The sequence below is a fragment of the Chitinophaga caseinilytica genome, assembly GCF_038396765.1.
GTDB lineage: Bacteria > Bacteroidota > Bacteroidia > Chitinophagales > Chitinophagaceae > Chitinophaga > Chitinophaga caseinilytica.
This window is the reverse complement of record NZ_CP150096.1, coordinates 5,528,944-5,555,335: the sequence shown is the minus strand read 5'-3', so window position 1 is coordinate 5,555,335 and position 26,392 is coordinate 5,528,944. Positions and strand designations below refer to the sequence as shown.

General features: G+C 53.9%; 21 protein-coding genes and 1 tRNA gene. 13 read left to right on the top strand and 9 right to left on the bottom strand.

Features of this window, described 5'->3' with window-relative positions; translation table 11 throughout:
- Window positions 1-27 precede the first annotated feature (27 nt).
- Window positions 28-1,215 (bottom strand): N-acetylmuramoyl-L-alanine amidase, encoded by a 1,188-nt coding sequence (locus WJU22_RS22935; protein WP_341840507.1) that lies wholly within the window; start codon window positions 1,213-1,215, stop codon window positions 28-30.
- Between the two features lie 323 nt (window positions 1,216-1,538).
- Between WJU22_RS22935 and WJU22_RS22930 the strand changes: the two genes are divergently transcribed.
- Window positions 1,539-4,232 (top strand): putative LPS assembly protein LptD, encoded by a 2,694-nt coding sequence (locus WJU22_RS22930; RefSeq protein ID WP_341840506.1) that lies wholly within the window; start codon window positions 1,539-1,541, stop codon window positions 4,230-4,232.
- Between the two features lie 81 nt (window positions 4,233-4,313).
- On the opposite strand, the gene WJU22_RS22925 is transcribed toward WJU22_RS22930, so the two are convergent.
- Both WJU22_RS22925 and WJU22_RS22920 read right to left on the bottom strand, forming a co-directional pair.
- On the bottom strand, window positions 4,314-4,898 hold the full coding sequence (locus tag WJU22_RS22925) for a hypothetical protein (protein WP_341840505.1): 585 nt from the start codon (window positions 4,896-4,898) through the stop codon (window positions 4,314-4,316).
- Window positions 4,899-5,046: 148 nt separating this feature from the next.
- Window positions 5,047-5,280: a hypothetical protein gene (locus WJU22_RS22920; protein WP_341840504.1), complete on the bottom strand. Its 234-nt coding sequence runs from the start codon at window positions 5,278-5,280 to the stop codon at window positions 5,047-5,049.
- Between the two features lie 105 nt (window positions 5,281-5,385).
- Here WJU22_RS22920 and WJU22_RS22915 point away from each other — a divergent pair, with 105 nt between their 5' ends.
- Window positions 5,386-5,664, top strand: coding sequence for a helix-turn-helix transcriptional regulator (locus tag WJU22_RS22915; RefSeq protein ID WP_341840503.1), 279 nt, complete (start codon window positions 5,386-5,388; stop codon window positions 5,662-5,664).
- 17 nt (window positions 5,665-5,681) lie between these two features.
- Here the strand turns inward: WJU22_RS22915 and WJU22_RS22910 are convergent, their stop codons facing one another.
- Complete coding sequence (locus tag WJU22_RS22910) at window positions 5,682-6,422, bottom strand: glycosyltransferase family 2 protein (protein WP_341840502.1); 741 nt, start codon at window positions 6,420-6,422, stop codon at window positions 5,682-5,684.
- 152 nt (window positions 6,423-6,574) lie between these two features.
- On the opposite strand from WJU22_RS22910, the gene WJU22_RS22905 reads away from it, so the two are divergent.
- Window positions 6,575-7,534 (top strand): hypothetical protein, encoded by a 960-nt coding sequence (locus WJU22_RS22905; protein WP_341840501.1) that lies wholly within the window; start codon window positions 6,575-6,577, stop codon window positions 7,532-7,534.
- Window positions 7,535-7,551: 17 nt separating this feature from the next.
- Window positions 7,552-8,565 carry a hypothetical protein gene (locus tag WJU22_RS22900; protein ID WP_341840500.1) on the top strand — a complete coding sequence of 338 codons (1,014 nt, stop codon included), beginning with the start codon at window positions 7,552-7,554 and terminating at the stop codon, window positions 8,563-8,565.
- Between the two features lie 10 nt (window positions 8,566-8,575).
- On the opposite strand, the gene WJU22_RS22895 is transcribed toward WJU22_RS22900, so the two are convergent.
- Entirely contained in the window at window positions 8,576-9,214 is a 639-nt protein-coding gene (locus WJU22_RS22895) for a hypothetical protein (RefSeq protein WP_341840499.1), read from the bottom strand.
- A 160-nt stretch (window positions 9,215-9,374) separates the two neighbouring features.
- A tRNA-Arg gene (locus tag WJU22_RS22890) sits at window positions 9,375-9,448 on the bottom strand.
- A gap of 90 nt (window positions 9,449-9,538) precedes the next feature.
- On the opposite strand from WJU22_RS22890, the gene ung reads away from it, so the two are divergent.
- Together ung and WJU22_RS22880 are read left to right on the top strand one after the other, a co-directional pair.
- Window positions 9,539-10,210 carry a uracil-DNA glycosylase gene (gene ung, locus WJU22_RS22885; RefSeq protein WP_341840498.1) on the top strand — a complete coding sequence of 224 codons (672 nt, stop codon included), beginning with the start codon at window positions 9,539-9,541 and terminating at the stop codon, window positions 10,208-10,210.
- 26 nt (window positions 10,211-10,236) lie between these two features.
- Entirely contained in the window at window positions 10,237-10,980 is a 744-nt protein-coding gene (locus tag WJU22_RS22880) for a lysophospholipid acyltransferase family protein (protein WP_341840497.1), read from the top strand.
- Here the strand turns inward: WJU22_RS22880 and WJU22_RS22875 are convergent.
- Together WJU22_RS22875 and WJU22_RS22870 are read right to left on the bottom strand one after the other, a co-directional pair.
- Entirely contained in the window at window positions 10,971-11,351 is a 381-nt protein-coding gene (locus WJU22_RS22875) for a VOC family protein (protein WP_341840496.1), read from the bottom strand. The two genes, WJU22_RS22880 and WJU22_RS22875, sit on opposite strands and share 10 nt — an antisense overlap.
- 64 nt (window positions 11,352-11,415) lie before the next feature.
- A complete protein-coding gene (locus WJU22_RS22870; RefSeq protein WP_341840495.1) occupies window positions 11,416-12,210 on the bottom strand; it encodes a helix-turn-helix domain-containing protein in 795 nt (264 codons plus the stop codon).
- Between the two features lie 104 nt (window positions 12,211-12,314).
- Here WJU22_RS22870 and WJU22_RS22865 point away from each other — a divergent pair, with 104 nt between their 5' ends.
- The 3 genes from WJU22_RS22865 (at window position 12,315) to WJU22_RS22855 (ending at window position 17,513) form a co-directional block, all read left to right on the top strand.
- Window positions 12,315-13,649, top strand: coding sequence for a Gfo/Idh/MocA family oxidoreductase (locus WJU22_RS22865; RefSeq protein ID WP_341840494.1), 1,335 nt, complete (start codon window positions 12,315-12,317; stop codon window positions 13,647-13,649).
- Window positions 13,650-13,676: 27 nt separating this feature from the next.
- Window positions 13,677-17,084, top strand: coding sequence for a DUF1080 domain-containing protein (locus tag WJU22_RS22860; protein WP_341840493.1), 3,408 nt, complete (start codon window positions 13,677-13,679; stop codon window positions 17,082-17,084).
- Window positions 17,085-17,312: 228 nt separating this feature from the next.
- Window positions 17,313-17,513: a hypothetical protein gene (locus WJU22_RS22855; protein ID WP_341840492.1), complete on the top strand. Its 201-nt coding sequence runs from the start codon at window positions 17,313-17,315 to the stop codon at window positions 17,511-17,513.
- Between the two features lie 25 nt (window positions 17,514-17,538).
- On the opposite strand, the gene msrA is transcribed toward WJU22_RS22855, so the two are convergent.
- Complete coding sequence (gene msrA, locus WJU22_RS22850; protein WP_341840491.1) at window positions 17,539-18,093, bottom strand: peptide-methionine (S)-S-oxide reductase MsrA; 555 nt, start codon at window positions 18,091-18,093, stop codon at window positions 17,539-17,541.
- A gap of 329 nt (window positions 18,094-18,422) precedes the next feature.
- Between msrA and WJU22_RS22845 the strand changes: the two genes are divergently transcribed.
- The 4 genes from WJU22_RS22845 to WJU22_RS22830 all read left to right on the top strand — a co-directional run bounded on the left by WJU22_RS22845 (window position 18,423) and on the right by WJU22_RS22830 (window position 26,380).
- Complete coding sequence (locus tag WJU22_RS22845) at window positions 18,423-20,528, top strand: endonuclease MutS2 (RefSeq protein WP_341840490.1); 2,106 nt, start codon at window positions 18,423-18,425, stop codon at window positions 20,526-20,528.
- Between the two features lie 76 nt (window positions 20,529-20,604).
- The gene (locus WJU22_RS22840; RefSeq protein WP_341840489.1) at window positions 20,605-21,492 is read left to right on the top strand and encodes a helix-turn-helix domain-containing protein; all 888 of its coding nucleotides are present in this window, start codon (window positions 20,605-20,607) and stop codon (window positions 21,490-21,492) included.
- Window positions 21,493-21,947: 455 nt separating this feature from the next.
- Entirely contained in the window at window positions 21,948-23,129 is a 1,182-nt protein-coding gene (locus tag WJU22_RS22835) for an efflux RND transporter periplasmic adaptor subunit (protein WP_341840488.1), read from the top strand.
- A gap of 77 nt (window positions 23,130-23,206) precedes the next feature.
- On the top strand, window positions 23,207-26,380 hold the full coding sequence (locus tag WJU22_RS22830; protein WP_341840487.1) for an efflux RND transporter permease subunit: 3,174 nt from the start codon (window positions 23,207-23,209) through the stop codon (window positions 26,378-26,380).
- The last annotated feature ends 12 nt before the right edge of the window (window positions 26,381-26,392 follow it).

Genomic DNA, 26,392 nt, shown 5'->3' with positions numbered 1-26,392 from the left:
GGCCAGCCGGGTAGGGGAAACAGGGGGTCAGTCGATTCGTTCGCCGTTCCTGTACGTGAGCACGAAGGCGTCTTTGAACCCGTTTTTGCGGGCTTTGTAGAGGGCGGCATTGGCTTCCGCTTCGGTGCGGAAGTTGCCCCAGATGTATTTATTGATGGATTTCCCTTTCTGGCGGAGCGTTTCGCGGTCTACGCCGCCTTTCAGGTTTTTGAAGAGGCTGGACCGGGAGGTATAAACTTTTTCGGTGGTGAGCAGCTGCACCCGGAAATCGGTGCCCGCAGCGGCGGAGGCCCCTGCAGATGCTGCGGGGGGCTCCTGGGCCGGGTTCACCTTTGCAGGCGGGAGCGGTTCGGGATGCTGTTGGGCGGGCGCGGGTGTTTCTGCCGGGCGGGCGGAGCCACCGGCTTTATGCGTCCTTTCCAGTTCTTCCTTGTATTTCTTTACCGCCCTGGCGATGCAGTGGGCCATTTCATTCTGGCCGTCGGCGGAATTCAGGTAGTTCTCTTCTTCGGGGTTGCTGATAAAGCCCAGTTCCACCAGCACGCTGGGCATGGCGGTGGCATGCAGTACCAGGATCCCCTTTTCGTTCCGCTGGCGCGCCCCGCGGGAAATCCGCCCGGCGTTGGTGAACTCATCTTCCACGAGGTTCGACAGCCGGAGGCTCTGGTCGAAAAACGCGTTGCGGAGGGTATTGAGCATGATAATGGTCTCCGGGTCCTTGGTATCCATCAACTGCTGCGTTTCCTCCGAATTGGCGTCGAACACGATCACGGAGTTGTTGCGGAGCGATTCCGACTTCGCATTATTCTTGCTCGTGGCCCAGATATACGTTTCCGTTCCCTTGGCAGGATTGGGGTACGATTGATAGATAGGCACCTGGCGCGTACGCTTGCGCTTCTTTTTGTCGCGGTAAGTCTGGGTCTTGTATCCTGTTACCCGCTTGATGTCAGGCGCGGCATTGCAATGGATCGAAATAAAAAGGTCGCCCTTGGCTTCGTTGGCGATGGCGGCCTTGCGGTTCACATCGTCGAACCGGTCCACCTTCCGCGTATACACGATCTTTACGTCCGGGAACATTTCTTCGAGTACTTTGCCCAGTTTGAGGGAAACGGCGAGCGTTACGTCCTTTTCACTGGAATATCCCCCGCGGGCGCCATGGTCGGTACCGCCGTGGCCGGCGTCCACCACGATGGTGCGGATGGGTTTTTCCTGCACGGGACTTCGGGAATCCGGTGTAATTTTTGCTTGAATGAAAAAGGTATAGAGCATTCCTATGCCTAATCCTGAAAATAAAACTCTTTTCCAGCGCATGTCAATACTGTATTTTAATGGGTTGTGTCCGATTCGTTCGTCACGGGTCCATTCCCTGCCGCTGCACTTGCCTACATTTTCTATTTACGATCTATTTAATAAATTGTGCAAAATCATGTAGGTTTGTGCCCGCTTAACACATGGACCCTTTCTGCAAAAATAATTTAAAAAACTTTTTAAGGCGGCGGTTCCTGCCGCTGACGGTACTTTTATTCGCGGGCTGGTCCTTGCTGAAAGACGAAATAGGCTTCGCTGCTGCGTTTCAGCCGATCCACTTTAACAAAATTTTCACAGACACCGTTCCCCGGCCCCACGCGGTGACTTTCCCGAACAGGGATTCCCTTTCCCGCGATACCTCGCGCCCGCGCCCCGTGCCCGCGCGCGATTCCGTTCCACCAGCCGTCGCCGACTCCGCCAACCTGGACTCGTCCAGGGTAGCGACAGACACCGTGGGCATCAAGCTTTCCAAAGACAGCCTCACCGCGCCCGTGAACTATAAAGCGGAAGACTCCATCGTCATGTACGTAAAGAAAAAGGAGTTCCGCCTATATAATAAGGCCGATGTGAAATATGAGAACACCCAACTGACGGGGAGCACGATGGATTTCAACCAGGCCACCGGCATCCTCACCTCCAGGATGGGGATCGATACGGCCGGCAAACCCAAAGATAAAGCCGTGCTGAACGACGGGGCCACCAGTTCAGAGATGGACTCCGTGCAGTACAACTTCAATACCGGCAAAGCCATGATCTACCAAACCCGCGCGCAATACGGCGAAGGTTTCGTGGCCAGCCAGAAAGTGAAGAAGCAGCCCGACAATACCATTTTCGGTTTCCGCAACGGTTACACCACCTGTAACCTGGATACGCCGCACTTCGCGTTCCGCGCTAAAAAAATCAAGGTAATTCCGAATAAACTGATCGTGTCCGGCCCGGCGAACCTCGAGATCGAAGGTATCCCGACGCCGCTGTTCATCCCCTTCGCGATTTTCCCGATCAGCTCCGGCCAGCGGACCGGTCTGCTGCCGCCGCAATACGTGGTGAACCTGCAAAAAGGGCTTGGCCTGGAAAACGGCGGGTACTATTTCGGGCTGGGGGAGTACCTCGACCTTACCGTCCGCGCCAACATCTATTCCTACGGCAGTTGGGGAACGATCTTCAGTCCTACCTACCGCAAGCGATATAAATATAATGGCGGTTTCAACTTCGCCTACTCGCTCACCCGCATCGGCGACCCCGAGGTCAAGGATAACTTTACCCGTTCGAAAGACTTCAGCGTGACCTGGAGCCACAGCCAGGACGGCAAGGCGCGGCCGGGAACGAACTTCGGCGCCAGCGTGGATTTCAGAACGGCCAGCTTCAACAGGAATAACGTGTACGACGCCCGGCGGCGCCTCAATAATAACATCGGCTCTTCCATCAACTATTCAAAAAGCTGGGTGGGCAAGCCTTACAACATGACGCTCGCGGCCCGGCACTCCCAGAATAACGAAACCCGGCAATATGACATCAGCCTGCCCGACGGTTCGTTCAACGTCAATACCATTTACCCGTTCCAGCGGCAGGAAATGGTCGGCAACCCGAAATGGTACGAAAAGATCGGCGTCAGCTATAATGCATTGCTGCGCAATAGCGTCCGTTTTGCGGATTCCACTTTCGGCAAGCCCGCGATGTTCGATAACCTCCAGGCCGGCATGCAGCACCAGATCCCCATCACGCTGTCTATCCCCGTCACCCGGAACATCATCATGACGCCCAGCGTGAACTACACGGAGAAATGGTACGTTCGCCGCCAGACGCTGACGTACAATCCCAATAAAGCAAGTTTGCTCGATACCACCTACGAAGACGGGTTTTACCGCACCAGCGCCATGTCTACCGGCGCTTCGCTGAGCACGGCGCTATACGGTATGTATGGTTTCAGGAACAAGAAATCGCGCGTGCAGGCCATCCGCCACGTGATGCGCCCCAACTTCGGGGTCAATTATTCTCCCAACCTGGCAAAAAACGAATGGGAATACATCCAGATGGACCGTGACGGTAGGTATGATTGGTATTCCCACTACGCCGGTTCGGCTTTCGGCGGATCGTCGAGGGAAACCTTCGCCGGTCTTACGTTCGGCATCGATAACAACCTGGAAATGAAGGTGCGGTCGGACAAGGACACTTCCGGTTTCCGGAAAGTGAAGCTGCTCGACGGTTTCGGGATCAGCTCGAGCTATAACCTCGTCGCAGACAGCTTTAAATTGTCTGACTTCGCGCTGAACGCACGTACAAACTTGTTTGACAAGCTGAACGTATCGGCGAGCGCGACGGTGAGCCCTTACCAGGTGAACCAGTTCGGTTACCGGATAGATAAATATGCGTGGAACGGCGATAAATTCAGCCTGGGCCGTTTGACGAACGCCAACATCGCGTTCAGTACATCGTTCCAGAGCCAGGACGCCAAATCGAAGGAGAAGGAAAAGAAGAAGGAGGAAATGGAGGAAGACGGGGTACTGCCGGAAGCGCAGCTGGAAGAACAGCGGCGGCAGCTGGAACTGATGCGTGCCAACCCGGGAGAATATGTCGATTTCGACATTCCCTGGCGCGTAGACCTGTCTTACAGCTTTAACTATAGCCGCATCCGTTCGATAGACCGGTCCCGCGATTCCACGCAGTTCACGCAGTACCTGAACGTCAACGGTGATTTCAGCCTGACGCCCAAGTGGAAGATCCTGCTGAACAGTGGTTTCGACTTTGTGAACAAGCAGGTTGCCTATACCACGCTGACGATTTCGCGCGATCTGCACTGCTGGCAGATGAGCATCAACCTGGTGCCGTTCGGCAGTTACCGCCAGTTCAGTATCACCATCAACCCGAAAGCGGGCATCCTCCGCGATCTTCGCATTAACCGAACGCGGCAGTTCCTGGAATTGTAGCGGGGGAGCGGTGTTTCCCGGACAAATAAAAAGGCTGACCAAAGCGGTCAGCCTTTTTATTTGGGTGGATGGCCGGGGGGATCAGAAGTTGAAGATGCCCGCGATGCCGATGAGGTCCAATTTGTTTTCGTTGACGCCTTTGAAGTAGGAGGCCTTGATTTCCAGGGTGTTGCCCATGTCTCCTATGGCGAACCGAACGCCGGCGTTACCGGTGTACCCGAAAGTGGTGCCGCCTACGTTTTTCACGTTGCCGTTCTGGTCCAGCTGATCGGTGGAAGCGCCCCAATGGAAGCCGCCGCCGCCGCCGATGAAGCCACCGAGGCGGCTTTCGTTATCGGGTGTGGAACCTGCGCCGAAGTTGAGGTTCACGATCACGGGGGCGTTGATGAGGATGCCCAGCTTGAAATCGTCTGTAGCCCCTTCGCGGGAATTGTACTGGCCGCTGCCGGAGAAGGCCAGGCTGATGGGAATGCCGACGGAAACGGACATGCTTTCGGTTTCCACGAAATTGAGGCGCGGGGAGTAGGTGAAACCGACGGCGGTGCTCATGTCTACGTCCTTATACTTCTCGAAAAACGCCGAAACGCCGGCTCCGTGCATGAAAGATTGGGAAAAGGCACAGGTGGAAGACAGGCATACGCCAAACAGCAATAGCAGTTTTTTCATGTGGGTGTGTAGTGTAAGGGATTAAAGAAAATTAAATATGTATAAATATAAGGCCCTGATTTTACAATTGAAAGCGGGGTGGCTTATCAAGATAAAAAAACCGGGCAGGAATGCCCGGTTGGTATGATGTCCATAATGTATTAAAAATTCACCGGGGGTGAATATCTTTTGCGAGGATAATGACGCTGGATGAAACGGGGGAAGCCGGGAAATAGTGTTGGGAAGTGTAGGGTTCGCCATCCACCGAAACGTAGCGGATGGGCTGGTTGTGCAGGTAATGGGTTTCGTTGCCGGTAAGCCGGATGTGTACGAACGTGGGGCCCAGGTGCTGCAAACGTTCCAGGAAGCGAAGGATCTTTTCGTGAAGGGGGTGGTCGGTCATGGATGTGGATGAATTTGTCAATGGGAAGTTAAGGAAATTTTGCCTTGTTGGGCCATGGCCCAACAACTTTTGGAAAGAAAAAGTCAATTTGGCTGCCGCAATCGCATGGCGAACGGCAACCAGCATATAGAACGGAAAGCCATTGGTCAGAACATCAGAAAGATCAGGCAATCTGCGGGGCTCAGCCTCCGGAGGCTGGCTGCTATGTGCCGGGTAGACCATGCCAGCATCTCCAAGATCGAGCGGGCCGACATCGATCCGCAGCTGTCTACGCTCCTGGAGCTGGCAGAAGCCCTGCGCGTGCATCCCCACTCATTTTTCTCCGTGGTGCCGGCAGAAAGTAACCATTCCCCGCATATCAACGGTAATTCCTTTCCTTCCTGACCTGTCATGAACCCGGCTTACCAGTCGAGATCGCCTTCCCGTTTCTTTTTCCATCGCTTCAACTCCAGCCGCCAATACACCAGCCAGCCGAGGTGCTGCCGCACCAGCGCGGGCTTGTCTGCCCGGAATTCCATATCGCGCATGGTAGAGGAGAAGCCGTTCATGTTGTAGCTCGCGATGTAGAGGGGAACGTAGCGTTTTTTATATTGCCGGTTGCCCCACAGCTGGATGTTGAGGGCGTAGTCGGCGAAGATCCGGTATTTGAGGTTGTAGGAATGGGTGGCGAAGATTTTTGTGGGGTAAACGATCGCCTGGTGGTTCACCGGGTATTTGGCGATACGGTAATTGCTGAATTTGCCGCCGAGCAGGATGTAGTCGGGCTTCGTGTCGCCATAATACCATTCCTCGCTGTTCGCATAATAAATGGTATCGGGATCACTGAGCTGGTCTGCCAGCCTGGAGAAGCCTTCCAGCAACCGGTCGTCTGACCCCAGGAACTGCACCCAGGTGCCTTTCGCCATGCGCGCGCCTTTGTTCAGCGCGTCGTAGATGCCTTTGTCTTTTTCGCTCACCCAGCGCAGGTGCGGCCATTCCAGCGAGCGCACGTACTCCACGGTGCCGTCGGTACTCCCTCCGTCCACGATAACGATCTCCAGGTCTGTCCGCCCCAGCCGCTGGATAGACGCGAGGCATTCGGGCAGATGCACCATGGCGTTGAATGTGGCGATGACGATGGAAACCTTCGGGACGGCGTTCATGCTTTTTGGAATTGCTTTAGGAGGGCAAATGTAGGATTTTGAGGCCGCATCCACCGCCTCATTCCTATCAGAAATTTATTACATTTGAACGAAGATCAGGCAAGCAGGGCCTTTTGTAACATATCGGCGCTGCGATCCGTTTGCTTTGGGACATGACAGAATATAAGGTACAATCGCCCGTGTTGTTCATCGTTTTCAACCGGCCAGGCACTACACAACAAGTTTTCGACCGCATCCGTGCGGTCAAACCGTCCAGACTGTATATCGCGGCCGACGGCCCCCGGGCTGGCAGGCCAGACGACGACGCCGGTTGCGCGGAAGTGCGCCGCATCGTGCAGAACGTGGATTGGGACTGCGAAGTGAAAACCCTTTTCAGCGAAGTCAACAAAGGCTGTAAAATCGCCGTTTCCGATGGCATCACCTGGTTTTTCGACAACGAAGAAGAAGGGATCGTTTTGGAAGACGATTGCCTGCCCGCCACGAGTTTTTTCGCCTTTTGCGACCAGATGCTGAAACGTTACCGGCACACCGACCAGGTTTTCCATATCGCGGGTACCAATAAGCAATTCGGGAGGCAATGGGGCGAGGGGAGCTATTATTTCTCCGGTTACCTCAATGTCTGGGGATGGGCCAGCTGGAGGAGGGTTTGGCGGCAATACGACCGCAATCTCGAGCGTTATACCGATGAAAGTGCCGAAGCTGCGTTGAAAAAAGTGATGAAAGACCGCTTCCTCGTGAGCGACTGGCTGTACATTTTCCGGAAACTCAAATCCGGCGAGATCGATACCTGGGATTACCAGTTCAACTTCCTCGCTTTCTTTGAAGGCGGGCTCAGCATTGCGCCGAATGTGAACCTGATCACCAACATCGGGTTCGGGACGGGGTCCACGCATACGCATGCGGATAAGCCCGATCCGTTCGCGTTCATGCCCATCGTGGAAATGCCCATGCCGATCGTTCATCCGGCGTCGATAGTGCCGCAAACCGAGGCGGATGCCGCGTTTCTGCGGAAGGAACATCATCTAGACGCGCGCTGGCGGGAATATATGAAGCCCGGGAAGCGCCTCGTGCGGTGGTATAAACGCACTTTCGAAGGAAAGAAGGATCTTTGAATACCTGATTACATCCTATGCACCGTACCCTCATTTTCCCCATTTTACTGTTGATTGTGGCCGGTTGCCAGCAGCACGGCGCGCGCGGCGGCGAAACCGGTGCCAGGCGCATCGATTCGTCTATGCGGACGGCTTTCGTGCCCGTGCCCAACCACCCCGGTGAGCCGGGAGATAATATCATTTATGCGGCGAGCTTCGCGATGGCCTGGGACAGTCTTTGCGGATTCATGGGCGGCGACCAGGAAAGCACGTTGCCGCTGATCCGCCGGTTGAATGCGTCGCGGAAGGAGGAAAAATCCCTGTTGCCGGGAGATTACCAGGCAACAGTGGAAGTAATGGGCGATGATATAAAAGTAACGGCGGCCTTCCAGCGCAATTTGCCTTTTGCGGTGCCTTTCGATCCAGTGGAAGGTGGGATGGTTTTCGGGAAGAAATCGACCGTGAAAGCCTTCGGCATGCCTGTCTTCAACGCTGCAATGGCAGGGCAGATCGGGGTGCTGTATTATGAGGGCGACGATAAATTCGTCATCCGGCTCACGCCGGGCCCGGAGCAGGATGAGATGATCCTGGCGAAAGGGTTTGCCGAGGGCGAAAAGCTTTCCAATATGCGCAGCCGTGTGGATGCCGCGATCGCCAAAGGGCAAAAGGAAAAGGCGAAGGGGAAGCATCTCTGGAAATATTTCATCGGGGAGGAGGACGTGGTCAAAATCCCGGTGGTGCGGTTTAATTTGTCCACGGTTTTTTCGGAATTGATAGACCAACTCGTGGCGGTCCGCGGCCAGATGCTTCAAATAAAGGTAGCGGAACAGCGCACCGCTTTCGAGCTGGATGAAAAAGGCGTGATCGTCGAAAGTGAAGCGGTTATCATGGATAGCGCCGCGACAGTCATAGATGACGTGTTGCCGGTGAAGCACCTGTATTTCGATGAGCCGTTCCTCGTGATGGTGAGCCGGAAAGGAGCGGAGCACCCTTATTTTATCATGAAAGTGGCGAATGCGGAGTTGATGGAGACGATGAAAGGAAGAAAATAACTAATTAGGACTAATAGGCGTTACCAATCCGAAGGTAACCTTTTAGCAAAGTGAGATAATCGGGATGATTACTGTTAAAGTCTATTTCGAAATTTTCAGCCACTTTGCTGACAACCATTACTGATAGTTTGGGGGCTTCGATGTCCAAGTTCATTCTCAACCAATAATCTTTGTGGTCGTCGTTTTCAAATTCACATTCTCCGGGTAAGTTCATGATATATTTATCCGTGGATGCAAGAAAGAGGGAGGTAATATCTACGAAATCTTCCACCTTGTCGATCTGAGGTTTTACAAAATCATGTTCCATCAAGTTTCTGGTAGTATTGATTTTTCTCAAAACCCTGGGTGCCAAAATGCCTAGTTTTTGAATGATTTCCAGCTTTTTAGGGAAGCTCCACGTTTTATTTTTTGCTTGTTGGTAAAAATCAAATCCAATAAGGAGAGTATCGACTTGACTATCCAATGCACGCTTGGCATTGGACAACGCGTTAATTAATTTGTGGTCATATTCTGCGGCAAGATCTTGTTCTGCAAACCGTAAAAATTCATAAGGTTGGATGTCAAAATTGTTTATTACCCTTTCATGGGATCTGGATCCCCAACGAGTACCCGGTGCCTCCAAAAAATCGATGATTTGTGAAATTTCCATTGAAAAACTTTTTTAGCATACAAATACGTGATAATCTATAAATTGGATTGGGACGAATTAGACCGAATGTAAAAGGGAATGTATTGGATGGGAAGTGCCTGGGATAGCGGAGAATCCCATAAAAAAAGCCAAACCAGTTTGAGCTGATTTGGCTGAAAAGTGAACCGGATTGGATTCGAACCAATGACCTGCTGCTTAGAAGGCAGCTGCTCTATCCAGCTGAGCTACCGGTCCGGATTCACAATAAATTTTTTATTGGGAGTGCAAATTTATATAATTTTCCGTCAATAAATCAAATTTATCCTCTGAAACAAAGTTACAGCAATGGACGTAAAGATTGAAAGCAGTTGGAAAGATGCGCTGAAAGAAGAGTTCCAGAAGTCGTATTTCGAGCAGATAGTGATGTTCCTCAAGCACGAAAAAGCCCTCGGGAAAACGATCTATCCAAATGGAAGCCAGATTTTTAACGCGTTCGAGAAAACCCCCTTCTCCCAGGTGAAAGTGGTCATCCTCGGGCAAGACCCGTACCACGGGCCCGGCCAGGCGCATGGTTTATGCTTCTCCGTTCAAAAAGGCGTGAAACCACCGCCCTCCCTCGTCAATATCTACAAGGAAATGAACAAGGACCTCGGCATGGCCATCCCCGACACCGGAGACCTCACCCCCTGGGCCGAAAGCGGCGTGCTCCTCCTCAACGCTTTCCTCACCGTGCGCGACGGCGAGCCCGCTTCGCACAGCAAAATCGGCTGGGAAAACTTTACGGATGCCGTCATCCGCAAAATCTCCAACGAAAAGGAAGGCGTCATCTTCATGCTCTGGGGCCGCTTTGCCCAGGATAAACAGGTGCTGATCGACGCCACCAAGCACCACGTCCTCAAAGCCGCCCATCCTTCGCCATTCAGCGCCGACAAAGGATTTTTCGGCTGCCGGCATTTCTCGAAAGCGAACGAATTGCTCGTCAAACAAGGCCAGGAGCCCGTCAACTGGCAATTATAATATCCGAATACCTATTTTGCACACTGATGAATTGGCTTAAAAATATCGTTGGACGAATTTATGCCGTTTACGGTTTGCTGCTCTTCGCGGCTACCCTGCTCATCGTCCTTATCCCTATCTGGATCATCTCTTTCCTGCCTGATCCCCGCAAAACCCGCTATTTTCTGGGTATCGGCCGCGTTTGGATGAAGTTCTACATGCCCATGATCGGATGCCCCGTTTTCCGCAAAGGGCTCCAATTCTTCGAAAAAGGCCGTCAATATGTAGTGGTCTGCAACCATAATTCACTGATAGACGTGCCCGTGACCACGCCCGGCGTTCCCGGCGTCAATAAAACACTCGCCAAATCGTCTATGGGCAAAATCCCGCTGTTCGGCATGATGTACCACATCGGTGGCATCATGGTAGACCGCAGCAGCGAAGCCTCCCGCCGCGAAAGCGTCGTGAAAATGAAAGAAGCGCTGGCCATGGGCATGCACATGGTCCTCTTCCCGGAAGGGACCCGCAACCGCACCGGCCAGCCGCTCAAAGAATTCTACGATGGGGCTTTCAACCTCGCCATCGATACGCAAACCCCCATCATGCCATCACTTCTCTTTCACACCCGGAAAATCCAGGTGCCCGGGAAGTTCCTCTACGCCTGGCCACATCGCATCGACTACCATTTCCTGGAACCTATAGAAACGACAGGCCTCACGCGCGACGATACGCCCGCCCTAAAGGAAAAAGTGTTCCGCATCATGTGGGATTATTACACCGCTCACACCTGAGTGATCCACCAGGTATTGCCGAATGGGTCGCGGAAGCCCGCCGCCCGGCCGTAGTCTTTGTCTTCCGGCGCCTGCCGCGACTCGCTACCCTGCGCAAGTGCCTTTTTGTAAATACCGTCGGTATCGCCGACATACACGAAAACACTGCCCGTCTCCGCAGGCCATTCCGGCTTCGCCACACCGAACATGATGCCGCCATCGTCGCCCATCCGCAATTGCGCATGGATAATCTGCCCGTCGTCGCTGCGATACACGCCGTTTTCCGTGGCGCCCAGCACATCTTTCAGGAATCCGAGGAATTTTTCGCCGTCGTTGACGATGAAGTAGGGGCTGACGGTGTTGCTGCCCGCGGGTTTGTTCACAGTAGTCATAACAAATGATTTTTATCAAAGTTAAAAGCACCGGTAGCGGGAAAATAGGAGAAAAGCGACATGGTTACTCCCTGTACTCGATGCCTTCCGGCCGCCCCATGAAATATTCGCGCGGCAGGTAACCGGAAAACTCCCGGAAATCATGGATAAAATGCGACTGGTCATAATAACCGCATTCGTAAGCGAGGCCCGCAAGATTGCCGTCGAACGCGCCGTAAGCGTTCAGCGCGCGGTGGAAGCGGATGATACGCGTGAATAATTTCGGCGTGAAACCCGCTGCCGATTTGAAGTTGCGCTCGAACTGGCGGGTAGACAGGCTGACGGACGATGCAAGCTCGCTGATATTGACCATCCCGTCTGCCGCGAGGATCGACCGCACGGCGATCTGCACGGCGGAGGCTTCCTGTTTGCGTTGCCGGAGGAGGGAAATGAGGTATTCGGAAAGGATTTCTACCCGTTGATGATGATAGCGGGCGGTGATGATGCGTTCTTCCAGATCGATGCCGCTGCGGCCCATGATGCTTTGCAGATCGGGCATGCAGTTGGCGACGATGGCCGAACTGTGGCCGAACAGCGCGGGAACGGCCGTAGGGTAGAGGTATGCGCCGAAAATCCCGAAGCTCCCGTGCGTGAGGAACCGCGAATGCCGGCTGGTCTGGGCGTGAAGATGCGAAAACCCCGCGCCCTCAGTGCCCGTGAGCGGCGCAAAACGGTTCCGGTAATGAAATATCAATTCCGCACACCCGTCGGCCATCGACCGGTACACATACGCCTCGCCTGCGGGCACCTCGTGCTCGAAGACCCAAAACATCCGGACGTACCCGGAAAGTTGCGGCGGCGGCGGAAAAGTGGCGAACATTTCTTTAAAGTTAATTAAACTTCTATAAAATCTTTATTAAAGTCCCTTCGTTCGATAAATACTGGTATAAAGTTCATCATCTTTTTGTGGAATAGTATTAGAATATGAATGTTGAATTTGTATTTTGTCCCACCAAATTCACGTTTTACCTTTTTTACAAAGATCATGGGAAAAAAGTCAATCATCCTTCCAGGCGGTCATTTGTCCGTAATTCCCTGGGAGCGTTAGCGGCCTTTACCATCGTTCCCCGTCACGTTCTCGGCCGCGGCTATCTTGCCCCGAGCGATACGCTGACGAAGGGCGTAGTGGGCACCGGCGGCATGGGCCGCGGTCACTTCGGTTATGCGGGCACCCGCGTAGTGGCGATCTGCGACGTCGATAAAGGTCATATCCAGCAGGCCATGAACCAGCTGGGCGACAAGGGAGTGAAAACGTTTACGGATTACCGTGAGCTCATCCAGCTCCCCGAAGTAGATATCGTACACGTTGCCACGCCGCCGCATTGGCACGGCATCATCGCTGCAGACGCGGCCCGGGCCGGAAAGGATGTATGGTGCGAAAAGCCCATGACCGCCACGATCGGGGAGGGCAAGCGCCTGGTGGAAGCCGTGCAGCAACATGGCCGCATCTTCCGCCTCAACACCTGGTTCCGTTTCGCAGACCGTTTCTACGGAATGGGCACCACCGTTCAACCCATCAAGAAGCTCGTGGAAAGCGGGCTCCTCGGATGGCCGCTGAAAGTGACCGTTAGCCGCCACACCGGGTTCGACTGGAAGTTCTTCTGGGTGGGTAAAACCAACCTCGAGCCCCAGGCCGTTCCCAAGGAACTGGACTACGACATGTGGCTCGGCCCCGCCCCGTACAAACCCTACCACCCGCACCGCGTACACGGTACGTTCCGCGGATACTGGGATTATGATGGCGGTGGATTGGGCGACATGGGCCAGCACTACCTGGACCCCATCCAGTATTTCCTCGGCAAAGATGATACCAGCCCCGTGAAAGTGGAGATCGACGCTCCCCAGCAGCACTGCGATGCAGTGGGGACCTGGAGGAAGATCACCTATACATATGCCGACGGCTGCCAGATCGTGCTCGACGGTGCCGGCACCGAAACAGGCGCCGCCTATATCGAAGGGCCCAATGGTAAACTGTACCCCGGGTTCAAATCCACGATCCCCGACCTGGAAAAGAAACTGGCCGCATTCCCCGACCCGGCGCCGCAGGTGACCGATTTCGTGGATGCCGTGAAGAACCGCAAGAAGTTCGCGCTCAACGAAGAAAACGGCCATCGTTCCGCCACCATCGTCAACATGGGCAAAATCGCCCTGCAACTGGGCCGCAACCTCGAGTTCGACCCCGTGAAGCAGGAATTCGTGAACGACGAAGGCGCCAACCGCCTCATCTTCCCGGCCATGCGCGGACCCTGGACCATCTAGCCCTTCACCTTTCCAACAGCATCACAGATGAAAAAAACATTACTGATCGCAGCCTGTTGCCTCGCTCAGTTGGCCGTTTTCGCCCAACCGAAGCCAGATAACCGTGCTGCACATACGAAAGTGGCGGATTTGCTGCAACAGCAACCTGCCAATAACAACGCCGCCCTCGAAGCCAATATGAAGGCCCTCGCCGAAATGGGCGAAGAAGGCGTGCTCGGCATCGCTTCCATGATGGCCGCTCCCGGCAAAGGCGACAACACCGCCGCCGAATACGCCCTCACCGGTTACGCGTTTTACGTGACCCAACCCGGCAAGGAAAGCCTCAAAGCTGCCGCCGTTAAATCTTACGTGAAAGCACTCGAAAAAGTGCAGGATAAAGAGGTGAAGGAATTCTTCATCCGCCGCCTCGAAGCCATCGGCAACGATGACGCCGTTCCCGCACTGGCCGGTTACCTGGCAGACGAGCGCCTGTCCGGCATCGCCGCCCGCACCCTCGTGCAGATCAACTCCGCCGCATCCCGCAAGGCACTGCTCGACGGTATCAATAAAGCACAGGGCCGCAACAAGCAAAGCCTCGTGCTCGCCATCGGCGACGCCCGCGTGCCCGAAGCCGCCACCGTACTGGTGCCCCTGGCTTCGTCTACCGACAAAATGCTGGCCAAAACCGCACTGTACGCACTGTCGTACATCGCAGCGCCCACTTCGGCCCCCGTGCTGGAAGGCTTCGCCAAGCGCGCCGGTTACAAATACGACGAAACCAACGCCACCACCGCGTACCTCGCTTACATCCAGAACCTCGCTGCCGCCGGTAAAAAAGCGGAAGCCGCAGGTTTGGCCGAGAAACTGCTGACCACCGCCAAGGACCCCGCCCAGAACCACGTGCGCATCGCCGCACTGTCGCTGCTCGACGAGCTCCAGGGCGATCAGAACCAGAAAAGACTGCTGGCTGCCTATCATGAAAATGACGCGTATCGTGTAGCCGCCCTCAAACTGGCCGGCAAACACCTTAACGCCGTGAGCATCGCAGGCTGGCTGAACGCGCTGAAAGCAGCGTCTCCCGGTGCCAAAGCCGATATCATCGAAATGCTGGGCAATAATAAAGTAGCCATCGCGCTGCCTGCCGCTTACCGCCTCCTGGGCGACAAAGACGCAGGCGTTCGCCTCGCCGCTATCACCGCTGCCGGCCAGATCGGCGGCGCTCAGGCCGTTCCCGCCCTGCTGCAGGTGCTTTCCAAAGGCAACGGCGCAGAAGTGGAAGCGGTACAGTCTGCCCTCAAAACCATCAAAGGCAATGAAGTAGCTACGCAGTCGGCCGCGGCCCTTTCCGGCGTTCCCGCCGGCGCACAGGTAGCCCTGCTCGACGTACTGGCTACCCGCCAGGCAGACGGTGCTTTCGCACAGGTGCTGCCCCTCACCAAATCTCCCAACGAAAACGTTCGCAAAGCGGCTTTCGCTTCCCTGAAAGACGTAGCCAGCTCCGCTAACCTCGCCACCCTGCTCCAGCTGCTGAACAGCGCCGGCGCACAGGAAGTGAGCGGCATCCAGGATGCCGTGATCGCTGCCGCAGGCGCAGGAGACGCCGCAACCGTGATCGCTTCCATGAAAAGCGCGCCGGCAGACAAACGCGGCCGTTACTTCACCGTGCTCGGCGGCATCGGCGGCGCTTCTTCCCTCGCTATGGTGAAAGAAGCGGCCGATAAAGGCGACGCAGCGCAGAAACAGGCTGCCGTGGCCGCCCTCAGCGCCTGGAAAGACGCTTCCGCCATGCCGGCACTGCTCGACATCGCCCGGAAAGACGCCGGCGCCCGCAACGAAGCCCTGAAAGGCTACGTTCGTCTCGCCAAAGCCGAAACCCGCGCCGAGCAACGCCTGCTGTACCTGGAAGACGCCATGCAGCTTACCAAAGACGCTGGCCTGAAGAAAGCCATCCTGCAGCAAGCAGAACAATGCAAAACCTTCCCCGCCCTCGTTTTCGCCGGCCAGTTCCTGGACGATAACGATGCCCAGCAGGAAGCGGCCCAGGCCGTGATGAACATCGCCCTGGCAGATAAAAGCTACAGCGGCAACATCGTAAAAAGCCTCCTCGAAAAAACTTCCTCCGTGCTCAAAGGCGGCGATGCCGGCTACCAGCGCGAAGCGATCCGTAAATACCTCTCCGAAATGCCCGCCGGCGAAGGGTTCGTGTCCATGTTCAATGGCAAAGACCTCAGCGGCTGGAAAGGCCTCGTGGCCGACCCCATCAAACGCAGCAAAATGGACGCAGCTACCCTGAAAAAAGAACAGGAGAAAGCCGACGCCAAAATGCGCGAAGGATGGAGCGTGAAAGACGGCGTACTGTGGTTCAACGGTCATGGCGACAACCTCTGCACCGAAAAGAAATACGGTGATTTCGAGATGTTCGTTGACTGGAAGATCGAGCCGAACGGCGACGCAGGCATTTACCTTCGTGGCACCCCGCAAGTTCAGATCTGGGACACTACCCGCCGCGACGTAGGCGCTGAAGTAGGTTCCGGTGGCCTGTACAACAACCAGAAAAACGCTTCCAAACCGCTGAAACTGGCAGACAATGCCATCAACGAATGGAATAACTTCCGCATCATCATGAAGGGCGACCGCGTTACGGTATACCTGAATGGTGAACTGGTGGTAGATAACGTGATCCTGGAAAACTACTGGGACCGCAAGCTGCCCATCTTCGCTTCCGAGCAACTTGAACTGCAGGCGCACGGTACCAACGTGTACTACCGCAACCTGTACGTTCGCGAGTTCGAACAGCCGAAACCTTTCGAGCTGAGCGCCGACGAAAAGAAAGAAGGGTACAAGATCCTGTTCGACGGTACCAACATGCACGAGTGGACCGGTAACACCACCAGCTACGTGATGGAAGACGGCGCTATCGTATGCCGCCCCGGCGGCCATGGCGGCGGTAACCTCTACACCAAAGACGAGTATGCCGATTTCGTGTACCGTTTCGAGTTCCAGCTGACCCCCGGTGCCAACAACGGCCTGGGCATCCGCGCCCCCCTCGACGGCGACGCAGCGTACGAAGGGATGGAGCTCCAGATCCTCGATAACGAAGCCGAAATCTATAAAAACCTCCAGGTGTACCAGTACCACGGTTCCGTGTACGGCGTGATCGCCGCAAAACGCGGGTTCCTGAAGCCGGTAGGCGAGTGGAACTACGAGCAGGTGACTGTGAAAGGCACCCGCATCACCGTGGAGCTGAACGGCACCGTGATCCTCGACGGCGATATCGCTGAAGCGCGCGACAACGGTTCCATCGACCACAAGAACCACCCCGGCCTGAAAAGGACCACCGGGCACATCGGGTTCCTGGGCCACGGTTCAGTCGTGAAATTCCGCAACATCCGCGTGAAAGACCTCACTGCCGAGGCACCCAAAGCCGAAAGCAAAGGCAAAAAGAAGAAGAAATAAGCCGGAGCCTGCAAAGGCATCGCATGAATATGGGGACCGCCTTCCGGGCGGTCCCCTTTTTTTGTGCCGGATTTCCCCGGTTATGGGGTACGTTCCGTGGCAGGTTATCCACATTTTTGGGGGCAGGGACTAACTTTATCCACGCCTGTAAACTTTGCCGGGGATGGCACGTTATAGGATGTAGAAAACTGACAGTTCGAACGTTTAACCCTTAAAGAATAACCTAAAATGAGAACGGTAACCTTCATTGGCGGAATCACGGGAGTGATCCTGGCGATTTTGGCCTATTTCGCGGAAATTAACAGCTGGATGCAAACCGGAACGGCCATGGCCCTGGGGTTTGCAGGATATGTGCTCATTATCACGGCAGTTGCTTATTTTTTGCTGTCCTGGCTATACCAGGGCTCGAAAAACATCGAACTGCTTTAAAATAAAAATAGACGCTCCAGGGCGTCTATTTTTTTAGCTTGTTGGCGAATGCCTTCTTGAATTTCTCCAGCTTCGGCTTCACCACGTAATAACAGTAGGGCTGTGAACCGTTCTGGTTGTAATAGTCCTGGTGATAGTTCTCCGCCTTGTAAAACGCCGTAAAAGGCGATATTTCGGTGACGATGGGCTTGTTGTACGCCCCGGACTCATTCACTTTCTTCCTGTAAAACTCCGCCTCTTTTTGCTGTTCGGCATCGTGGTAGAAGATTACCGAGCGGTACTGCGTGCCTACGTCGTTGCCCTGGCGGTTGAGCTGAGTAGGGTCGTGGGCGAGGAAAAATGCTTCCAGCAGTTCCGCGAAGCTGATTTTAGCCGGATCGTAGGTGATCTGCACCACCTCGGCATGGCCGGTATTGCCGGTGCAAACCTCTTCGTAGGTGGGATTGGGCTTTGCGCCGCCGGAATACCCGGATTCGACCCGCAATACCCCTTCCAGCTGCTGGAACTGGGCCTCCGTGCACCAGAAACACCCCGTTCCGAAGGTGGCCTGTGCGGTTTTTGTGTCTTTTGGAATTGTCATGTCTCCTGGTTCTTGATTTTTTTCAGCCGTCTGCCTGCCGCAGGATGCCAGGCTGGAACCCAGCAGCGACAGTACGATCAGGCTATGTTTCAGTAAGTTCATTTGGAAGTATTGTCCTCAAATTAACGATATCGGGGGCGCATTGGATCGACAAGTTAAGTAACTTTAACATTCTTTTGAGAACGGACGGGTGATGAACCGCATTTGTCATTCGTTGCCGGTTGTTGATCAATCAGTTTTGAGCAATTGCCGGGTATAGGCCAACTTTGCGGAACGAAAAAAGGAAAGGCTGCTCTGGGCCGGCAGCCAGTATTAAAATTGACAAAAAAGTGAAATTATTTCCGGATTCGGCGCTCTTACAGCTCGAATTTGACAAGGTAAAAAATTTGCTGCAGGAGCATTGCAAGACGGAATTGGGCAAAACGATGGCCGCCGAGCTGCGCCTGCATACGCATATCGATTTCGTGAGAACTGCCTTACAGCAGGCGCATGAATACAAGCAGCTGGTGCTTTTGCAGCAGCATTTCCCGAACGATTACGTTCTCAACCTGAAAAAGGAGCTCCGCCTCCTCGAAATCCAGGGGGCCGTGCTCACCGGGGAGCAATTTATGCTCATCCGCAAGCTGACCGAAAGCATGGGCAGCATATTCCGGTTCTTCGACTCCGACAGGCGGGTAACCTATTCCGCCCTGTATGGTGTCATCGAACGGACGCATTACGAAAAGAAGATCGTGGCGATGATCGACGAGGTGCTCGACGAAACGGGTCAGGTGATGGACAATGCCACGCCCGACCTCGCCAAAATCCGCATGAACCTCTACCGGAAACGGACGGAGCTGCGGCGGGTATTCGAGCGCATCCTGTCGAAACTCCAGAAGCAGGGGTACCTGGCAGACATCGAGGAAAGCTTCCTCAACGGGCGCCGGGTAGTGGCCATTTTCGCGGAACAGAAGCGCATGGTGAAGGGGATCCTTCACGGCGAGTCGGACACCCGGAAAACGGCGTTCCTCGAACCGGAGGAAACCATCCAGCTTAATAACGAGGTGTTTTCCCTGGAAAGGGAGGAGGAAAAAGAGGTGTACCGCATCCTCCGCACCCTCACTTCAGACCTGGCCAAACACCACGACCTGCTGAGCGGCTACCACGACATCCTGGGGATTTACGATTTCATCCGCGCAAAATCGCGGCTGGCGCTGGATATCAACGGGAATTTCCCCATGCTGGTACCCCACGCCCAGGTGCACCTGGTGGAAGCATACCACCCCCTGTTGCTGCTGTACAACCGCAAACAGGGGAAACCCACCATCCCGGTGAACCTCACGCTCGACAAGGATAACCACATCCTCGTGATCAGCGGGCCGAACGCGGGTGGCAAAACCGTAACGCTCAAAACCGTAGGCCTCATCCAGCTCATGCTGCAGGCGGGGCTCCTGGTGCCGGTGCACCCCACCAGCCAACTGGGGATCTTCCGGCAGGTCATGATCCATATCGGCGATACGCAAAGCCTGGAGTTCGAACTGTCGACCTACAGCTCCCATCTCAAGAACATGAAACACTTCATGGAAAGCGCGAACGGGAGAACGCTCTTCTTCATCGACGAACTGGGCTCCGGTTCCGATCCCAACCTGGGCGGGGCTTTCGCGGAAGTGATCATGGAAGAGCTGGCCCGCAAACATGCCTTCGGCATCGTAACCACCCACTATCTCAACCTCAAGGTCATGGCCGGAAAGGTAAAAGGGATCGTGAACGCGGCCATGGGCTTCGACGAGGAAAATCTTGCCCCCATGTACCGCCTCATCGTAGGGAAACCGGGCAGCTCCTACACGTTTTCCATCGCGCAGCGCATCGGCCTCGATCCTGCACTGATCAACCGCGCGCGGAAACTGGTGGACGAAGGGCATTTCCGGCTCGATAAGCTCCTCAACAAAGCGGAGCAGGATATGCAGAAGGTGGAAAGCAAGGAGAAAGACCTCCTTAAACTGCTGAAAGAAAACGAGAAACTCAAGAAAGAATACGAAGTGCTGTCGGACAAGGAACGAAAACAGCATGAATATACCCTCCAGAAGCTCCAGAACAAGATCCGTGAAGAGGAAATACAGTATCTGAAAGACATGGAGCGCAAGCTCAAACAGATCGTGATCGAGTGGAAGCGGACAGACGATAAGAATAAGGTGATCCGCCAGGCGGAAGAGCTGCTCTTCCATAAACGCGCCAAAGCGGCCAACGAAAAGATACAGCAGAAGATAGACAACAAGTTCGAAGAGATAAAAGGAGATGTAAAGGTGGGCGACCGGGTGAAGATCCGGACCAACAACCAGGTGGGCAAAGTGCTCGAATTACGCGCCAAAGCCGCCGTGGTACAGGTCGGGAACATACCGATACAGGTCAAACTGTCTGACCTTGTACTGGTCCAGGAACGCCAGAAGGTGGAATAGCCTTATCTTTACAGCCGGAAATTATGCTTATTGAAAACCGTCGGCACGGGAATGATGACCTTAAAACACACGACCCATGCAACTGACAAAGTACAACCATATACCCCTGGTGAGCGTGCAGGATTCTCCGCTTGCGGAAGAAGGATCGCAGTTCATGATCCACCTGGCCAACTTGAAGGAGATCGACTGGGAAGGGATCGCATCCCCGCACCGGCACGATGGATATACCATTGACATCCTCCTCAAGGGAAGTGTCACGCAATACATTGATTTCGAAAAACATACGATACAGGCGCCCGCGCTGATCATGCTGGAACCGGACCAGATCCACCAGCACGACAGAAGCGCGGACGCGGAAGTGCTGGCCATGTACTTCACCCGGGATTTCCTCATCACGGAAACGCTCGGCGTGCTCAGTTGCTGGCAGTGCATATTCAAGGACAGCATCCTCCACCTGGAAGACCACCAGTTGCAGGAGCTGTTGTCGTTTGCGAGGATCCTGCTGCATGAGTACCGGGGAGACCGGCCCCGGAAGGAGCCCATCATCCGCAACGTACTGTCTGCCTTCATCATCGCCTGCGGGCGCATTGCGCGGCCCGACAGGATGGAGTACCGGACGGAGCATTACGGCGGCAACTCGCTGGGCGTGCAGTTCAAGGTGCTGGTAGACGTGCATTTCCGGGATAAGGTGCAGGTGAGCGAATATGCGGAAATGCTGCATGTGACGCCCGGCCATCTCAACGATACGGTAAAAAATACCATCGGGCGGAGCGCCAAGCAGGTGATCGACGCCAAGCGGATCATGGAAGCCAAGCGGCTGTTGTTCTGGCAAAAACACTCCGTGAAACAGATAGCGGGGGAGCTGAACTTCGACGACGACGCGTACTTCTCCAGGTTCTTCAAGAAACATACGGGGCAAACGCCCGCTTTGTTTCAAAAAAGCATCCGCGAAAAGTACAATTAATCCCGTGATTAGGAATGTACAAGCAAATGTGACTTTTTATAGATTTGCAGTGTCAATTGCAACGCATCAATTTCTTACGATCATGAAAGTTAAGTAACCTAACTGTAACAGTATCCGATAGCGCATGGTCAGCAACTTGCGCTGAAGACCCTGATCGTTACAGCTTTACTGCGGCCCAGGCAGTATGTAGTCTTTCCTTTTTTCACACCATGTTTTGAATAGTCAGGCACGCCCATGTCTGGATCTTCCGTAATGTCTATTGCTTTTTTACAAAAAAAGCAATGCTTATGCCGCGTGCATAAGGCCGGACGGTATTGAAACAATTAATGGCGAACAAAAAAACATCTGAAATACAGCAAACCAAGGCATGGGTCTGTTAACGGTAACATGTTCAACACGGGCCTGTCTTGCCGATTAAACCGGACTCACGTTAAATACTATAACACTAATAACACATGGAACTATCGCTCAAAAAAATGACCACACACAAGCCACTCGGTTACTTGTCAGGCATCCTGATGTTGGCTGTATTTTTATATAGCTGCTCATCTCCCCAGGCTGGTCCTCCCCAGCAGGGTCCCCCGCAGTTGCCCGTGATGGTGGTTACATCGGCCCCGGCTACCACTTACCTGGAGTTTCCCGCTTCGCTGGAAGGAAAGGTGAATGTAGACGTGCGCCCGCAGGTATCCGGCTACCTCGAAAAAATATTTGTAGATGAAGGCGCTTATGTAAAAGCAGGGCAGCCTTTGTTTAAAATAGATCCGAAGGTATACGCCGAGCAATTGAACAGCGCCACTTCTAACCAGCTTGCTGCGCAGGCTAACGTTGAAAAGGCGCAGGTTGAAGTGGACCGCCTGACCCCTCTGGTTGCCAGCAACGTGATCTCTGAGGTACAGCTGAAAACGGCGAAAGCAAACTATGAGGCAGCAAAAGCCGCTTTGGCCCAGGCCAAGGCAGCAGCAGGCAGCGCGCGGATCAATGTAGGCTATACCCTGGTCACCGCGTCGGTAAGCGGTTACATCGGAAGGATCCCCTATAAGGTGGGCGCCCTCGTAAGCAACATCGATGCCCAGCCCCTTACGGTGCTTTCCGAAGTGCGCGAAATGTACGCTTACTTTTCAATGAGCGAAGCGGACTTCATCACATTCAAGAACAACTTCCCCGGCAAAACGCTGGAAGAAAAACTGAAGAATGCACCTCCGGTTGAACTGATACTGGCAGATAACAGCACGTTCACTGAGAAAGGAAAATTAGGGACGATAGACGGGCAGTTCAATAAGACCACCGGCGCCATCACTTTCCGCGCCACTTTCCCCAACCCCGATGGCGTACTGCGTACGGGCAACACGGGCAAAGTAAGGTTTGCACAGGAAGTTCCCGCTGCTATCACCATTCCGCAGGAAGCTACGTTCGAGATCCAGGACAAAGTGCTGGTATACACCGTGGCAGACAGCAACAAAGTGGCCAGCAGGCCTATCAGGATTTCCGGAAAGACAGCCAACCTTTATTTTGTAAGCGACGGGTTGAAAGCAGGCGAGAAGATCGTGCTGTCCGGAACCGGCAATTTAAAGGACGGGGCAGTCATCGCACCGCAGCCGGTATCGGCAGACAGTGTGCTTAAATCAAAAACATTGTAAGTAACAGGCCATACTTTACCTGTAAAGTATGACATGCAAGCATCAAATTTTACTTACGATCTAAAAGTGAATTTATCATGTTAAGAACATTTATATTAAGGCCGGTGCTTTCAACGGTAGTGTCCATAATCCTGCTATTATTGGGGATTATCTCCTACTTTGCCCTGCCGGTTACGTTGTTTCCCGACATCGCGCCGCCCAGTGTGACCGTGACGGCCGTCTATCCCGGCGCCAACGCCGAAGTAGTGGCCCGTTCCGTGGCCAACCCGATAGAGGAATCGGTGAACGGGGTGGAGAACATGACCTACATGACCTCCAACTCCAATAACGACGGCAGCATGGTGTTGACCGTCTATTTCAAACAGGGGACCGATCCTGATATCGCTGCGGTGAACGTGCAGAACAGGGTGTCCAAAGCCACAAGCCAGTTACCCGCAGAAGTGGTGAGCGCGGGCATCAGCACGCAGAAGGTGCAGAACGGTTTCATCATGTTCATGGGGTTGTATAGCGAAAACCCTAAGGAATACGATGAGAAGTTCCTGCAAAACTATATCAAGATCAACCTGATCCCCCAGATCCAACGTGTGCCCGGCGTAGCCCAGGCGCAGATCTTCGGCGCCAAGGACTATTCCATGCGTATCTGGTTAAAGCCCGACCGCCTTGCAGCCAATAACCTGGCCCCGCAGGACGTGTTGAACGCGATCAGGGATCAGAACATTGAATCCGCCCCCGGCCGTTTGGGCGAAAACAGCACGGAAACCTTTGAGTTCGTATTGAAATACAAAGGCAAGCTGAGCCTGAACGAAGACTACGAGAATATTGTTATCAAGGCCAACAGCGATGGTTCCATGCTTCGTTTGAAAGACGTGGCCCGTATCGAATTCGGGGCGCTCAACTACGGAGCGAACAACCTGCTGGATGGCAAACCTGCGGCAGGTTTTGCTATTATTCAAACTGCCGGATCCAACGCCAATGAGATCCTTGATAACATCGAGCATCTGCTGGTGGATTTTAAAGCCACGCTTCCTACCGGTGTGAAGACGGTGGTGATGTACAACGCCAAGGACTTCCTGGACGCGTCTATACACCAGGTTCGTGAAACGCTCATCATCGCATTTTTGCTGGTATTCCTCGTGGTATACCTCTTCCTGCAGGATTTCCGTTCTACGTTGATCCCTGCTATTGCAGTACCCGTGGCCATTTTAGGCACATTCTTCTTCCTGCAGCTATTTGGTTTCAGCATTAACCTGCTCACCCTGTTCGCCCTGGTACTGGCAATCGGTATCGTGGTGGATGATGCGATAGTCGTTGTGGAAGCGGTGCACGCCAAGATGGAACAAACGCGATGGCCCGCAAGAAAAGCTACCCTGAAGTCGATGGATGAAATATCAGGCGCGGTGATTTCCATTACCCTGGTGATGATGGCGGTATTTATACCCGTTGGTTTTATGGAGGGTCCCGCAGGTGTGTTCTACAGGCAGTTTGCATTTACGCTGGCGATCGCTATCATGATCTCCGCGATCAATGCATTGACCCTGAGCCCCGCGCTGTGCGCCTTGTTCTTAAAACCTGAACACGGCGAGCATGGACAGAAAACGGGCTTTGGAAGCCGCTTCTTTAATGCCTTTAACGCCGGTTTCCGTTCCATGACGAACCGGTATATCAAGAGCCTTAATTTCCTGATCAAGCGGAAAGCAATTGCCATTGGTCTGCTGGTGATCGTAGCCATCGCATCTTTTATACTGGTCCGGAAGACACCTACAGGATTTATTCCTACGGAAGATCAGGGCTTCGTATTATATGCGCTGAACACGCCTCCGGGCAGCTCACTGGACAGAACGCATAAGTCAACGTCTAAAATAGACGAAAAGCTTCGCCAGTTCCCGTCTGTGAAACATACCTGGACGGTGGACGGTTTTAACTTCATCAGCAATGCCGCCGCATCTCCTTATGCCGCAGGGTTTGTACGTCTGAAAGACAAAGGTGAAAGGGGTGAAGTAGATAACATCGACCAGATCACCGGTATGATGTATGGACCTGCAAGCGAGCTGAAAGATGCCGGTGCCTTCTTCTTCAACTTCCCTACGGTGCAGGGTTTTGGTAACGTGAGCGGTTTTGAGTTCATGCTGCAGGATAAACAGGGGCGCCCGCTGGACCAGCTGGGTAACAACGCCTGGGCCTTTATCGGAGCATTGATGCAAAGACCGGAAATTGGCGCGGCCTTCACCACCTTCTCCGCGGGTAACCCCCAGTATAAGGTAGAAGTGGATAATTTCAAGGCCAAACAATTAGGCGTATCCGTTACCGATCTGATGCAGACCATGCAGATATATTACGGTAGCAGCTATGTTTCTGACTTTAACCGTTTCGGAAAGTACTATCGTGTTGTAGCGCAGGCCGATGTACCGTATCGTACCGACGTCAACTCTCTGGATGGTATTTACGTGAAGAACAGCCTGGGCGAGATGGTACCGGTAAAATCAATGGTGTCGCTCAAGCGTGTGTACGGTCCTGAAACAGTGACCCGCAACAACATGTTCAATGCCGTTACCATCAACGGTACGCCCAAGCCGGGTTACAGTACTGGTGATGCGATCAAAGCTATTGAAGAGACCGCTAAAACGGCGTTGCCGCAAGGATATGGTTACGAATGGACAGGTGCGACACGCGAAGAGATCTCCGCCGGCGACCAGCAGATCTACATCTTCCTGCTCAGCATCCTGTTCGTATACTTCCTGCTGGCAGCTCAATACGAAAGTTATGTATTGCCGCTCGCAGTTATCCTGACCATCCCGACAGGTATCCTGGGTGTATTTGCCTTCATCGGTTTTGCCGGTCTGGACAATAACATCTACGTACAGATTGGTATGATCATGTTGATAGGTTTGCTGGCGAAGAACGCCATCCTGATAGTAGAATTTGCATTGCAGCGGCGGCGCAACGGCATGGGCTTGCTCGAATCGGCGCTGGCCGGGGCAAGAGCCAGGCTGCGTCCCATCCTGATGACTTCATTCGCCTTTATCGTAGGTCTGATACCCCTGGTATTTGTGTCCAAAGGTTCCGCGGTTGGTAACCACTCCATTGGTTATAGCGCTATCGGCGGTATGTTGACCGGTGTGATCCTGGGTGTATTTATCATTCCTGTGCTGTATGTGATATTCCAGTTCTTACAGGAAAAAATAACCGGCCGCCCCGGCTTAAGAGTTTATGAAGAAGAGATGGAGATGGAAATGGAAGAAGCAACCGTATAAGTAAAATCAAGG